This is a genomic window from Alistipes finegoldii DSM 17242 (assembly GCF_000265365.1).
Taxonomy (GTDB): domain Bacteria; phylum Bacteroidota; class Bacteroidia; order Bacteroidales; family Rikenellaceae; genus Alistipes; species Alistipes finegoldii.
This window is the reverse complement of sequence record NC_018011.1, coordinates 3,547,411-3,561,355: the sequence shown is the minus strand read 5'-3', so window position 1 is coordinate 3,561,355 and position 13,945 is coordinate 3,547,411. Positions and strand designations below refer to the sequence as shown.

The 13,945-nt window shown below is 45.3% G+C and carries 15 protein-coding genes and 2 pseudogenes; 11 read left to right on the top strand and 6 right to left on the bottom strand.

The genetic code is table 11. The features are described from left to right. Positions 1-289: 289 nt before the first annotated feature. Positions 290-1,264 carry an IS982 family transposase gene (locus tag ALFI_RS15355; protein WP_014776486.1) on the bottom strand — a complete coding sequence of 325 codons (975 nt, stop codon included), beginning with the start codon at positions 1,262-1,264 and terminating at the stop codon, positions 290-292. 98 nt (positions 1,265-1,362) lie between these two features. On the opposite strand from ALFI_RS15355, the gene ALFI_RS17580 reads away from it, so the two are divergent. The 6 genes from ALFI_RS17580 to ALFI_RS15330 all read left to right on the top strand — a co-directional run bounded on the left by ALFI_RS17580 (position 1,363) and on the right by ALFI_RS15330 (position 7,312). Then, positions 1,363-2,349: a tetratricopeptide repeat protein gene (locus tag ALFI_RS17580; RefSeq protein WP_244264984.1), complete on the top strand. Its 987-nt coding sequence runs from the start codon at positions 1,363-1,365 to the stop codon at positions 2,347-2,349. 83 nt (positions 2,350-2,432) lie between these two features. Then, positions 2,433-2,945, top strand: coding sequence for a hypothetical protein (locus ALFI_RS17575; RefSeq protein WP_244264983.1), 513 nt, complete (start codon positions 2,433-2,435; stop codon positions 2,943-2,945). A 260-nt stretch (positions 2,946-3,205) separates the two neighbouring features. Then, on the top strand, positions 3,206-3,592 hold the full coding sequence (locus tag ALFI_RS15345) for a DUF3244 domain-containing protein (protein ID WP_149881037.1): 387 nt from the start codon (positions 3,206-3,208) through the stop codon (positions 3,590-3,592). A 29-nt stretch (positions 3,593-3,621) separates the two neighbouring features. Further along, positions 3,622-5,133, top strand: a complete 1,512-nt coding sequence (locus ALFI_RS15340; protein ID WP_009597326.1) for a hypothetical protein — start codon at positions 3,622-3,624, stop codon at positions 5,131-5,133. 41 nt (positions 5,134-5,174) lie between these two features. Beyond that, positions 5,175-5,759, top strand: a complete 585-nt coding sequence (locus tag ALFI_RS16745) for a hypothetical protein (protein ID WP_014776483.1) — start codon at positions 5,175-5,177, stop codon at positions 5,757-5,759. A gap of 305 nt (positions 5,760-6,064) precedes the next feature. Next, on the top strand, positions 6,065-7,312 hold the full coding sequence (locus ALFI_RS15330; RefSeq protein ID WP_039940021.1) for a site-specific integrase: 1,248 nt from the start codon (positions 6,065-6,067) through the stop codon (positions 7,310-7,312). Between the two features lie 168 nt (positions 7,313-7,480). On the opposite strand, the gene ALFI_RS17830 is transcribed toward ALFI_RS15330, so the two are convergent. Next, positions 7,481-7,870, bottom strand: a complete 390-nt coding sequence (locus ALFI_RS17830; protein ID WP_227042927.1) for a hypothetical protein — start codon at positions 7,868-7,870, stop codon at positions 7,481-7,483. Positions 7,871-8,158: 288 nt separating this feature from the next. Here ALFI_RS17830 and ALFI_RS15320 point away from each other — a divergent pair, with 288 nt between their 5' ends. Together ALFI_RS15320 and ALFI_RS17205 are read left to right on the top strand one after the other, a co-directional pair. Then, positions 8,159-8,719 (top strand): sigma-70 RNA polymerase sigma factor region 4 domain-containing protein, encoded by a 561-nt coding sequence (locus tag ALFI_RS15320; RefSeq protein WP_004330050.1) that lies wholly within the window; start codon positions 8,159-8,161, stop codon positions 8,717-8,719. Positions 8,720-8,757: 38 nt separating this feature from the next. Beyond that, positions 8,758-9,150, top strand: coding sequence for a hypothetical protein (locus ALFI_RS17205; protein WP_004320820.1), 393 nt, complete (start codon positions 8,758-8,760; stop codon positions 9,148-9,150). Between the two features lie 521 nt (positions 9,151-9,671). Here the strand turns inward: ALFI_RS17205 and ALFI_RS15310 are convergent. Continuing rightward, positions 9,672-9,995 carry a helix-turn-helix domain-containing protein gene (locus ALFI_RS15310; protein ID WP_009597325.1) on the bottom strand — a complete coding sequence of 108 codons (324 nt, stop codon included), beginning with the start codon at positions 9,993-9,995 and terminating at the stop codon, positions 9,672-9,674. Between the two features lie 42 nt (positions 9,996-10,037). Next, a complete protein-coding gene (locus ALFI_RS15305) occupies positions 10,038-10,349 on the bottom strand; it encodes a helix-turn-helix domain-containing protein (protein WP_004330047.1) in 312 nt (103 codons plus the stop codon). Positions 10,350-11,092: 743 nt separating this feature from the next. Here ALFI_RS15305 and ALFI_RS17825 point away from each other — a divergent pair. Beyond that, positions 11,093-11,470, top strand: a complete 378-nt coding sequence (locus ALFI_RS17825; RefSeq protein WP_004330044.1) for a DUF3408 domain-containing protein — start codon at positions 11,093-11,095, stop codon at positions 11,468-11,470. A gap of 329 nt (positions 11,471-11,799) precedes the next feature. Next, the gene (locus ALFI_RS17820) at positions 11,800-12,189 is read left to right on the top strand and encodes a plasmid mobilization protein (RefSeq protein WP_014776481.1); all 390 of its coding nucleotides are present in this window, start codon (positions 11,800-11,802) and stop codon (positions 12,187-12,189) included. Here the strand turns inward: ALFI_RS17820 and ALFI_RS17815 are convergent. Then, positions 12,145-12,561: pseudogene (locus ALFI_RS17815) on the bottom strand (virulence RhuM family protein); the annotation flags it as partial. The gene ALFI_RS17820 and the pseudogene ALFI_RS17815 overlap by 45 nt on opposite strands. A 3-nt stretch (positions 12,562-12,564) precedes the next feature. Then, positions 12,565-12,894 carry a hypothetical protein gene (locus ALFI_RS15290; protein ID WP_004327465.1) on the bottom strand — a complete coding sequence of 110 codons (330 nt, stop codon included), beginning with the start codon at positions 12,892-12,894 and terminating at the stop codon, positions 12,565-12,567. A gap of 287 nt (positions 12,895-13,181) precedes the next feature. Between ALFI_RS15290 and ALFI_RS15285 the strand changes: the two are divergent. Beyond that, a pseudogene (locus ALFI_RS15285) lies at positions 13,182-13,942 on the top strand (ParA family protein). The last annotated feature ends 3 nt before the right edge of the window (positions 13,943-13,945 follow it).

The following is a 13,945-nucleotide window of genomic DNA, read 5'->3' as shown; positions in this document are numbered from 1 at the left end:
TTTTCGCGATAGGCAAATTATACTGAAAAGCATCAAGGGTAATAAAATTAGATAATATTCTTTATAACAATATAACAGCTGGACGATTACAAAGTGCTGAACCTTGTACTCGTCTTCTGTTTTTATTTAAGATGAATAAAATATATCGATGATAAAATGGCAAGTCAATATATTATCAAATTTAAGAATTTTTCGATATAATTTTCTTTCAGAAATAGATGTCAAAAAATATATGTATTTTTATGATTAGATTTGACAATTATGAAATACTTATTACCCGTTGGCGGAATTAAAATAGCGCATATTTAACTCTGCCAATAGGCTTTTCATTTTTGTAATTAATATATTGGAGGATTGTAAGTGCGCTAATCTTCCCGATAATCCGGGCAAACAATCCATCTGTATCTTTCGCATAATTCCTTATAATCATAAACTGGTCACACAATTGCGAGAATAGGGTTTCAATTCTTTTTCTCGCTTTGGCAAAAGCTGGGAATGTTGGCTTCCATTCTTTTTGATTACATCTGTATGGTACCTCCAATCTGATATTGGCAGTTTCAAACAGATCCAATTGCACTTGGGCACTTATATATCCTCTGTCCCCTATGACTGTACAATTACTATAATCCACTTTCACATCCTTCAGGTAATGAATGTCATGCACACTTGCCTTAGTGAGGTCAAAGGAGTGGATGACACCACTTAACCCACAGACTGCATGGAGTTTATACCCATAGTAATACATGCTTTGTGATGCGCAGTAGCCTACCCCAGGTGCTTTACTAAAATCCTTCTTTCCCATACTGCAACGTTTGGAACGGGCAATACGACATACTTCTATCGGTTTCGAATCAATACAGAAATAGTCTTCACCACCATCCATTTTAGCAACCATTCTTTCTCGGATTGCATTACATAGGGAGGAAGTTATTTTACGTCTGTCATTGTATTGTCGGCGGGAAATAAGGTTGGGTATTTCAACTCTATATTCCTGTAGATTTGCAAATAACAGCGACTCACTGTCAATACCAACAGCCTCTGATGCCATGTTCAAAGCCACTACTTCAAGGTCTGAGAATTTAGGGACGACTCCTCGTCTTGGCACATTCCCAGATTCATTGACTAAATTGCCGGCAATTTGTTTGCATATGTTCAGTAATTTTGCGAATATTGCATATAAGTTGTGCATACGATATTTGTCTATTAAATGTTTGATCTCATTTAATTTACTAAATATCAATAATATGCACAACTTTTTAAACATAAATCTTTTATAATTTAATTCCGCCAATAGGTTTATTATCTTTTTTAACGGGTTTTCTCCTATTCAGCTGTGGCAACAATAAGCAAATCGAGCAAGAATTGTCTACTGCGACAAGATTGTTACGCATCGAACCGGACAGCTCGTTGCGCATCATCGAGAACATTGACCCCGACCGGATTCTGCGGCGCAGCACGCGGGCAAAATACGCTCTCTTGTATTCCGCGGCACTCGATAAAAATTATGTGGATGCCGATGATGATTCGCTGATACGCATTGCATACCGGTATTACGACAACCGGATTTGTTCGGATTCGGTGAAGTTTCTGATTAACTATCACTATGGGCGAATCTATCAAAACGGCGACGATTATCAGGAAGCCATGCGCTATTATCTGACTGCGGAAAAATACGCTTTCGCGGCGCATAAGAATTATTATCTGGGTTTGGTATACTCCCGTATCGGGGAGGTCTATTCCGAGCAGATGAATTTTAACGGAGCGCTGGAATATTATCGGAATGCTTATGGCGCTTGGGAAAAACTACGCAAGCCTGCGTTTATGAATAATGCGACACTTAATATCGCCAATGCCTATTCCAGTTTGGGCGATAACGACAATGCCGTGAAATACTATTCGCAAGCTCTGCAAGCAGCCGCACAGCAGGAAGATAACGATATGGTTATTGCTTGTTTAAGCAATTTGGGGGATATTTATGTAAATGAGGGCGATTATCCAAAAGCCTTGCAGGCCGTAAAGGAAATTGAACGGACCGCTCCAGATGGTCTTTCAATTTATCAATATAGAGTATTAGCCAAAGTATATTATCTGCAACACAAGATAGACAGCGCACGATATTATTTCAATATCGCTTCGGAGTTGGCGGAGGATATTCGGGACGATGCACAACTGGCATATCTATCTATTCAAATTGAATTGGCATCCGGAAATTCAGAGGAAGCAGCCAATTCGATCAACGAATATATCTGGTTGAGCGATTCCATATCCCGCATGGTGGTATCTCAATCAGCAACCGCGCCGAGGGGAAATATTATAAAGAGCAAACTGCTTTTGCGAGTTACCGCCTGAAAGTACGAACTTACTTTGAATATATTGTCGGACTGCTGATCTGCACCGTCGCAATTTTCCTGATCTACTACTATCGGGAACGCATGAAACGAAAGCAGCAGCAGGTTGAACGCTACATGTTGGCCGTTGACACCATCCGGGCATCAAAAAACCGCATCCTCGAACATCTTGCCGTCAAGGAGGGACAGGAGGTGCAACTTAAAGAATTGGTGTTGTCCCGCTTCGAGTTCCTCGACCAACTCGGCCGGGCGTTCTATGAACGAAACAATACAAAAGCGCAGCAGGAGGTCATTTACAAACAAGTGAGAAACTTCTTTACGAACCTTGCATCCAATCCCGCGACCAAAAAAGAATTGGAGGAGATCGTAAACACGGTAAATGACAATATCATCGTGAAACTGCGGAAGCAGTTCCCGAAATTCAAACCTGCGGATATAGATTTGCTATGTTACATCTACGCCGGATTCTCGGCGCAAATCATCAGCGTTATAATCGGCGATTCGGTATCGAATGTCTACAACCGCAAATCGAGATTGAAAGCCCGAATTGCGGCGTCGGATTCGGCCGAAAAGGACTTTTTTATTCAGAAAATATAGTAACACGCTGATTGTCAAATAAATTACCCCCCCCCTCCGTTGAAAAACTCCAAAAAAATTAACATGTAATATTTTGTTTTTCAGGCAATTATCGCATACATTATAAAAACTGCGAGATTTATGCAATTCTTGCAGTTTTTATTTATTTGTATATCAATTATTTAGTGGCTTTGTGTGATAGATTTTATCGGCGCTGATTTTGCTATCGGAAGAAACCGAAAGCCTAACTTTACTATTGTCTAACCCACATATCTTATCACATGAAAAAATTACTTTTATTACTTGTGCTGTGCTGCATCGGAGCCGGAATTTGCTTTGAAGCGTATGCAAATCGGAAACGACCGAAAACCACGTCCGTTTATCTGGAAAAGAAAATGACGGTTAAGGGTCCGCGCAGCGTCATGCCGCCGATTAATGCGGTGCTTTCTTCAGATGGCAACACCATTACGCTCCACTCTCCGGAGAATTGCGACCGGGCATTCGTTACGATCTCCGGCAATGGAACCTATCTTACGGAAATGGTGAATTTCACCGATCAGACTGCGACACTCGACGTGTCGGATCTCGACTGCGGGGTTTATCTGATTACCGTCGAATATGAAAACGGTACGATTTACACAGGGCATATTGAATTCTTAGAAATATAACACTAATCATAAGTTGATCAATTACCAAAATGAAAAAATATCAATGCTTATTTTTTGTTGTCTGTATATTAGCTATCTATTCATGTCAAAAATTCGATGGGGCAAAAACTGAAAATGGGAATAATACGGATATAGCGAATATCGCCATGTTGTCTTTCTCATCGGAGGAAGATTTTATCGCGGCCCTGAATCAACAAGATGATGATGTTACAACACGCGCATGTTTTGCAACTAAAGCACAAGGAGGATTAACTGCAAATGAAAAATATGTTGATCTGCTGGAACCAGTCCAAAACCTCCCCATTGCAACTGATCCAATTCTGCGTGTGGATTGCAGACCGCTCAAGGAACAAGCACTTATCGAAAATAACGATATGTCGCTCTATATAGCTAAAGGTTATGATTCTCTTGTGCCAAATATCAAAGTAGCAAAACTTCTTAACGCTCGCGCAGAGGTAATGGTAGATCAGACAATATATAAAATCTCACCGAGAGGAACCTACTACTTCCCGGAATCGAAACAAAAATTCTTTGAGAGTAATTATGAACGCTTCGAAACCGAAGAGGGAATCCAGATGGAAGAGAATACCTACCAATTAGCAGAGGATATTTACCGTATCAATACATTTGAAATAACTGAAGTGTTGGATGCTGAAGCCGAAGATCTGCCGGATGATCTTCCCGGTGTTCTCGACGACGACGACCTTTCGACTAATATTGTTAATACGCTCAACATGACAACACGAACTGTTACGACACAAATACCTCCTTTTGAAAGATTTCCGAGATTCAATGCAGATGCCAAAACATGGTTGGGGAAACTATGGCAAAGCATCTTCGGGCGTAACCGTGGATATACATACAAATTATCGAAAAAGCATCGGATGAAGGGCAAATTTTATTATTACAACTATAAATTTTATACGGAATTCGGAGCGTCGGCAGAAATGCAGAAAAAGAATTGGATCGGTTGGAGTGGAAAACAGGCAAGCGAATTACTCATAGGGTGGAGCAATATTATTTTTTCAGAAGGCTATAAGCGAATTCCCGATTATCCAAAAAATGCAGAGGCTTCGATTGTCAGTACGGAATATAAAACGATTCCCGGTTTCAATCATCAAGGCATGGTACTTACGATTGTCGGATTGGATATTACTGCTCTGCAGCAACAACAGCTTTCGCTGATGAACCCTATACAAATTAGAAATTGGTTTAAGTTGCGTGTAGAAAATAGCAACGTTGATATCACTCAACTCGATGCTATCCAATGCTTCTCCGCAGATAAAGTCATTACGATTCTTCCCGGTGGACAAAAGCGCAAAGGCGATGTAAAAAAAGTAAGGGAGATATTTTTAAGCGAAGTTTCATTTACGATTAACTTGGATCTGAATCACATGCCTCAATCTTTCAAGGAGTGGGCGAAAATTATCAATCAAGGTAAGTTCAAAATCAAACCGAAGAATCTCAAATTCGGGACTGTGTATGTTGCCGGACGTCTTGGCAATAGTTGGGGCGGAATGACGATCGTAAAAAAATCGTAATAATTTTCTCACATTTTTTTAGACCTCAAATCAGTTCATCTATGAAGAAGATTATTTTCTTGTTTTCCTTACTGCACCTCCTCAATGTCAATGCCCAATCTTACCGACCTACGGAAAAGCAGAATCGAGAAATTCGCCAAATAGAAGTCGAGATTGGTGGCGGCGTAGTTTTTGGCGCCAGTAAGCTTAATTTTGACAATGCAAAATCCGGGGGAATGGGCTTTGGGGAAATACGCTACAATTTTCTGCATTTGCCTATAGATATCGGAGTTCAAGTCGCCGGAAATGTTTTTCACCGTCAATCTGATGAAGTCAGGAAATTAGGATTCACCTCTGTTAATTATCTTGTTGTTGGTGACTACAATTTTCGAAGATCGAAAAATATTTTATTCTTCGCTGGTATGGGTTTAGGGCTTGCTTCTCATGAAAACGCAGCACCCATAATTTTAATTGGCGATAACTCATACGACATCGGTGGTTCAAGTAGTTCATTCTGTCTCATGCCTCGTTTCGGTATAGAGTTGTTTCACCATCTTCGCGTAACCTTCAATTATAAATTGGAAGAAAAGGCCAATCGGCATTTCAATATTTCCGTAGGAGTTGTATTTGGAGGCGGACGTAAATAGCTCTTTAATAAAAGCGGAAGCCGAAAAACTTTACGAGTAGTTAAAATAAACGTAAAAGAAAAAGGCAAGGTTAATGATAATACAGCAAAAATGCAGTCCACTAATCAGTTAGGTGTTTAGCTCATAATACTGCATAAGCTGAAAAAGGAGGTTCGATAAAAGTTGCGAAAGACTTCAGTTCCCATATCGTTACTGATATAATAGGAACAAGAAACGGTACAACAGGTTATATTTCAGTAATTTGCACAATTTTTCATACTTGGAGACAACTCGCTTGATATTAACTTTGTAACAATCAAAAAAGTATGAAAACGAGTATGAGCAGATCGACTTTCAAAATCCTCTTCTACGTGAAGAAGGGCAGCGAGAGAGCCAACGGCTATCTCCCCCTGATGTGCCGTCTTACGGTGGACGGCGAAATCAAGCAGTTCAGCTGCAAGCTGGACGCACCCCCGAAACTTTGGGACGTGAAAACGGCACGTGCCACCGGCAAGAGCGTCGAGGCACAGAAAATCAATGCGGCGGTTGACCGGATACGTGTGGACGTGAACCGTCGTTACCAGGAACTGATGCAGTCCGACGGCTATGTCACTGCTGCCAGGCTGAGGGATGTCTACCTCGGACTGGGCGTGAAACGGGAGACTTTGCTGAAACTCTTCGAACAGCACAACGAGGAGTTCATCAAGAAAGTGGGACACAGCCGCGTACAGGGGACATACAACCGCTACCGTACCATATACAAGCACCTGTGCGAGTTCGTCCCGAAAGTGTACCGACGTGACGACATCCCCCTGAAGGAACTCAACCTGACCTTCATCAACAACTTCGAGTATTTTCTGCGTACGGAGAAGAAATGCCGCACCAATACCGTATGGGGTTACATGATCGGGCTCAAGCACATCATCTCCATCGCCCGCAACAGCGGTGCACTTCCCTTCAATCCCTTCGCCGGGTACATCAACTCCTTCGAGAGCGTTGACCGGGGCTACCTGACGGAGCGTGAGATACAGACGCTGATGGAGGTCCCGGTGAAAAGCGGGACCTGCGAACTGGTACGTGACCTCTTCATCTTCTCGGTGTTTACCGGACTGGCATACGCAGACGTGAAGGCGCTGACGACTGACCGGCTCCAGACCTTCTTCGACGGCAACCTCTGGATCATCACCCGCCGGCGGAAGACGAACACCGAGTCCAACATCCGCCTGCTGGACGTTCCCAGGCGCATCATAGAGAAGTACAAGGGGCTGTCCAAGGACGATCATGTATTTCCGGTACCGAGCAGCAGCAGATGCAACGTCATATTGAAGGAACTTGGTAGGCAGTGCGGTTTCAAGATACGGCTGACCTACCATGTTGCCCGGCATACGAACGCCACCACCGTGCTGCTCTCGCACGGTGTGCCCATCGAGACCGTAAGCCGTCTTTTGGGTCATACGGATTTGAAAACCACCCAGATATATGCCCGGATAACCAACCAGAAGATCAGCAGCGACATGGAAGTCCTGTCCCATAAGCTGGAAAAGATGGAGAAGGAGATATGCGATGCCATCTGAGGGAAGGCATTTACGGGACGAGTGATTTTTCCCCTTCTTCATCAAAGTTCCGCCGTCCCCGCGGATCTGCGCGTTTTCCCTCCGGTTTCCGGCAGAAAATTTCCGTACGGTGAAATTTTCTGCCGGAAAAACGCTCCGAATGCGCGGGTGACGGACGGGAAAATTGATTCAGAAGGCGAAAACTGCGACCGACGTAGTGCATGTGCGACAAGGAAAAAGGAAAAGAATTGTCCAGGAGCCCCTTTTCATGTCGGGATACGGCATGAAAAGGGGCTCCGGCTGTGGTGAAGGCTCTCCTGCTCCCTCTGCATTGCATGTACGGGTGGTTTTGCCCATATCCACGTCCGCCGGTATTGCTTCTTTTCCGACAGCCGACCATCCTGTCACTTCCCTGTCATCCTCCTCAAAATCAACACCGCCGTATAAACTGCATGAAAGCCCGGGCACGCTTCCTGTTTCCAATCCCATATCCATTCCTTCCGCAACATCACGTATTGCCGTTCTCATTTCATATCCTTGAATATTTCTCCAAACATACCGAAGACAGAAAAGCTGCATGGAATCTAAATTCTCACCGGACAGACAATAGATAGAAGGAAGTAATCTGTCATCCTCATTTCTTGCGGCAAAAATAGTTGTTTTTCAGGCCGGTCCCGCAAGGCGGCCCTGCGGGCTGGTTGCTCGTGAAAAAATCTTCCTCACGCTTCGCGTGAGCGTATTTTTTCACGGCAAGCCTTGCCGGAGACCGCCGAAAAACAAACTGGAGGAAGCACAAGAAATAAGAATGCCTACCCGTGTAGGCCATGTATAACGTACAAATGTACGACTCAAAAAAAACATAAGGCTATGGCAGACAAGAGCGCAGAAAAGGAAAGACTGTTCAACGAGTGGTTCACAAAATCCTATGACAGGTTGAGAGGGACGTTACGCCGGTACGGAATGCTGGACGAGGACAATTTCCATGACACCTACCTTTTCGTAAGAAGGCAGGTGCTGGTTCCCGGAAAGGACATAACGGACTATGACGCGTATTTCATCGGATGCTACAAAAAGGCGGCCCTGGTAAAGATTAAAAGGGAGAACCGGTATGCACACCCTGAAGATGATTTCTTCCTCCGATGTGGCGAGGAGGCAAAATTCCTTTCCGAGGACGACCTGAACGGGTGCGAGAGGCTGGTTAAGGACATACTGCGTTTCGTAAGGCAGAAGTTCTCCTACGAGGAATACCGGATGTTCATGCTCAGGTTCTATGAGGCGCAGTTCTCGTTCAAGGCACTGGCGGAATGCATGGGTATCTCGGCATCGGCCATATCGCAGAAAGTATGCAGGATAGTGGACGCGGTACGTACCCACAGCGGTTTCGCATGGAGAAGCCGGATGCTGGCGGTGGAAAGCTTCATGTATTGAAAAACGAAAACAGTTCAACCGATAAAAGAAAGACAATTATGGCACTGATAGTATACAACAGGGAAAACTCCCGTCCGCAGGAAGTCACATACAAGGGAAAGCGGACCATCAACCTTGACAGCAGGGGAACCGTCTATCTGTCAAAGACGATGTCAATCGAATTGGGAATCCTCGGCGGTGGACGGGTGAACTTCGCCCACGATGACGAGACGGGTGACTGGTATATCTGCCGGGCCGACGACAGCGAGGGGTTCATCGTCTGGAAGGATAAAAGATGCGCAAGGTTCTCGGCCGGGTTTATCGTGCAGAGGCTCATGCGGCAGGCGAAGGTGGAGAGGAAGAGCGTGCAGTTCATGATGGCGAGGATGCCGGTAGAGATTGGCGGGGTGGCCTATTACAAGATACTGCTCTCGAATCCGATACTCAGATAGAGGCATGGGCCGGAGTAGTCCGGCTGTATATGACATGATGGAGACAGGCGCATCCGACGGGACAGGAGCCCGGAGGGTGTGCCTGTTTTTATGCGCCGCCATGTTTACACACGGACATGCGGTTGTCACCGGCCGGCATAAGGTCACTCCGGCAAGACCGGGAAACAACATTGCCGGCGGATAATGATATCAGTACGGGATGTGCCGCCATTACAGGAACGGACCGTTCCACCGATACACGGGCAGCCCGCCCCAATTTCAGAATAACATAATGACATAATAAAATAAGGGTCTTTTTTTATAATGGAATCCCCGTATCTTATTGCCATACCGGAAAAATGTTTCCATGTCCCGCCATGTTATGCCAATGTCGTCACCGGATCATAATTTATAAAGAAAACACTCTGTGTATAAATACTTTATGAGCAAATTAAAGTCGTTCATCCGGTGGAAAGAAAACGAAGGGACGGCCGGTATGACAACCGCCCGCCCCTTCATTCACGATCCCGTACGGAACTTTTCTAAAGTTCCTCCGGTCTGGTTCTCGCCTCCCTGTAGCAGCCGTCAAGCAGCTTCTCGATGTCGGAAGAACGGTACAGTATCTTGCCGCCTAGCCGGGTGAAGGCAAGCAGACTGCTGTCCCGGTACTGTTGCAGGCTGCGGCGGCTCACTTTCAGTTTTTCAGCCAGTTCGCGGTCCGTATAGAAGTTCTCGCCCGCCATCGCCGGTGACCTGCCGGCAAAGAGACGCTCCATGGAAACGGAGAGACGCTCGACGGTAGAGAAGAACTCTCTTATATGCTCGCTGCTCTCACGGGTGAGCAGACGGTTATCGGTATTCATCATGACTTGATCTTTTTTTGTTCGACATTCGTTTTTCATGGCCTTTCAGATCGACCTTCCCATACTTTCAGCCCGCTTGCGGCGCTCCTCCACTATCCGGATGATACTTTCCACGTCCCCGGGCTTGTAATAAGTCTTGTGACAGATCTGTGTATATGCCAGCGTGCCGTTGTCACGGAGGGTCTGCAGGGTTCTCGGGCTGACCTTCAGCAGCAGGCACACCTCCTGGTTGTCCAGCCATTTCTTCTCCTCTATGTCGCCGTACAGCCGGCAGAGGGTGTCCAGCCGGTCCGCGAACGTCCGGAAGGCCGAGAGCATCGCCTCGAAGGTCCTTGCCTCAATGTTCACTATTTCCATAATCACTGTAATTTCAGGTTTGACATCTGTTTCATTCTCTCTTCGGATCCGGATTCCGTGCCGCAATTTAGTGAATCCCAGCGGAACATCCTGAATTTCAAGACAGGATGACTACCTTTGACACCATATGCGTGCCTGTTTCATCCGCAAAGTAAATGATTGTTCCCGGATATGGTTCCGGCCCTTCATCAGATGTCATTATATGTCATCAGATGTCCGGAATAGATATTCAATTGGAATCGAAGCGATCTTTCTTTTTCATAAGATGTACTTTTATTGATTTATACAATAGAAAGATGCGCCAAATGTTATCGTGGAGACGCTTATGAACATGACGGATGTCCATCAGTTTTGTCCCATTCCGGTAAAGAGGCCGGTTATCAGGATGTTCTTCCATATCCGGACTGAAAGATGCCTGCCGGACAAACACTGATGCGGGCATCAGTGTTTGTAACCGGCCATTAATAATTATAACCAACCATTAATGACCGGTTATAATCATTAATGGTTGCAATCGGTCTTTAGTGATTGCAACTGCATCCGTAAAGTTCATGCCCTGCTTCCGATGCGTATAATAATGAAGTTCTCACCGTCCGTACACCCTGAAGCAGAGAATGATACAGAAGAATACGCCAACAGAACCCTAAGTGTCGATCCGTCTGTTTTTTATCGTTTTATTTGCCGGCGACAATCGGTTTCCCGGTATATGGGAAACCATCGTATCAACGTAAATCCAAGTTTCTATGAAAGAAGGAAAAGAAGACATGCCCCTTGTGGGAAAAACGATGGCGGAAGGACATACGCACCGTATGGCCGTCCTGTGTGAGAAGTTGGGAAGTACCCTCAGGGAGATACTTGACGGAACCTGCCCACAGCCGGCAAAGCCGGAGAAGGCACCGAAGCGCCCGGCTTTGGAAAAGTATCGGGAAACTTATCTCATTCCCCCTAAAATCAAGGGACCTAAAGCCGTGTTCATCAGTGAGGAAACTCGTAGTGCCCTGGACATGATCGTCCTGAGACTGGGCTGCCGGGGAATGAGCGTATCCGGGCTGCTGGAGAATCTGGCAAGACGGCATCTTGAAACCTACCGGCAAGACATCGAACGCTGGAGGAAACTTTAGAGTACCGGTGACTGTCAGACCGTGTGAATGACTGCCGGTCGTATATCAGCCGGAACGGATGACTGTAGAAAATATATGTACACCTCCGGCGGATATACTTTCATTGTCACCTTCCGGACCAGGAATGGAAACGGTTATCTGAAACCATTGATATTAATATTTCCTGTTGTTTTGAAGGGTGGATTCTGTAATAGTAATAGCAAGGTTATGTTTCCGGATTCCCGAAAACCCTTGCTCCCCAGCGCCCGGCGGTTGCAGGGAGGGTAAATCCACTCCCGCCGGTCGCAGATTTTGGAATGAAAGAAGTACGGACGAAAAAGAAAAAACATATGACAAAGGATATGAATGAGATGAAGAAAAAACGCGGCCGTCCGGCACTGGGCAGGACGCGGAAGCTGACCAAGGGAGTGACAGTGAAGTTCTCCCCCGTCAGCTACGAGGCTCTCAGATTCAGGGCAAGGAAGTCCGGCCGGAGTCTGGCGGTCTATATCAGGGAGGTGGCACTGGCGGCCACCGTTACGGCAAGGCATACGCCTGAAGAGAATGCGCTGCTGCGCAGCCTGGCGGGAATGGCGAACAATCTGAACCAACTGACAAAGCTCTCGCACCAGACAGGCTTTTACAGGACAAGGCTGCTGATAGACGGGCTGCTGGGAAAGCTGAAGCGGATCATGGTCTATCTTCTCGGTATGTTGAGCGACAGTCCTTTCAAGTTCTGACAAACGTTTATTAATGGAATACCCCTTTAAAAGATAATCCTTTAATACACTATTCGCCCATTTCCTAAAAAGGGTTGCGTTCTTGCTATTAACCCGATATCCTATTGACAGAATCGCATCAAGATTATAATATTTAGTAGTATATCTCTGTTTGCCGTCATTACCCATATGTTCCAAAATGGAACATGTGCTATCTATATCAAGTTCGCCGCTTTTGTAAATGTTGTTCAAATGTTTGGTAATAGCTGGCCTTTTAGTCCCGAACAAGTCGGCTATTTGTTCTTGTGTCAGCCAAACGGTTTCATCTTCCAACCTCACTTCCAACTTGACCGCTTCATCCGGCTGGTATAATATGATTTCTCCCTGTTCCATTGCTTACTTACCTTTTCTTAATTCATCAAGCCTCTGCATCGCACCGCTGAACTTCTCACCAAACATCATATCATCGGGCAAAACAAACCAGGTGGGAATACCTCTCGACTGTGGATTACCTATACATTCATCTTGCCCGTTCTGTTTGCGGTAATCGTCCCATTCACTATAAGCGATGTTCCAACGAATACCTAATTTATAGGTATTTTCCCATTTAATAATAGCCAGTGAATAGGCCGGATCATCTTTGCCGTCATAAATCACTTCTACAACTTCAACCACCCCTTTAGGGGAATTTATAAACTTCGGATTTTTATACGAATAAGTGCTCATGTCTTTTATTTTTTATTTATAGCACACAAAGATACTCAAAAACAAATATATACATATATACATACGTATGATTAACGTATAAAAACATTTATGGTTATTCTAATCTTTGATTAATTCCGGTACAGAAACAAAACGTACCGAAAGATGGAAACAGGATTTATTTCGGTACGCTTCCCCGATCGGTACAAAAAACACGCAAAAAACGAGAAATACTACTTTTAGTATTTTAGTATATTAGTATTTTAACTATATTTGCGGACATGACAACCATTTAAAAAACTGAATTTATGAGCAAAGCAAAAGTAATCTCCGTATTGAATCACAAGGGGGGAGTAGGAAAGACCACAACCACGATCAACCTGGGCGGCGCGTTACGTCAAAAAGGGTACAAGGTTCTTTTGATCGACCTTGACGGGCAGGCCAACCTGACCGAATCGCTGGGCTTCTCCGCGGAGCTTCCCCAAACGATCTACGGCGCGATGAAAGGCGAATACGACCTGCCGATCTACGAGCATAAGGACGGTCTTAGCGTCGTTCCCTCCTGCCTGGATCTCTCGGCCGTTGAAACGGAGTTAATCAACGAGGCCGGGCGGGAACTTATCTTAGCCCACCTTATCAAGGGCCAAAAGGAAAAATTCGATTATATCCTGATCGACTGCCCCCCCCCTCGCTGTCGCTGCTCACGCTTAACGCACTGACGGCCTCGGATCGGTTGATTATCCCGGTTCAGGCTCAATTCCTGGCAATGCGTGGAATGGCCAAACTTATGCAGGTCGTCCACAAGGTGCAGCAACGTTTGAACTCGGATCTTTCGATCGCCGGGGTCCTGATAACCCAGTACGACGGAAGAAAGAACCTGAACAAGAGCGTTTCGGAACTGGTACAGGAAACATTCCAGGGCAAAGTGTTCAGCACCCATATACGCAACGCCATTACGCTGGCCGAAGCCCCGACACAAGGGCAGGATATTTTTCACTATGCCCCAAAATCTGCCGGGGCAGAGGACTACGAGAAGGTATGTAACGAACTGCTAACAGAAATAAAGTAACCA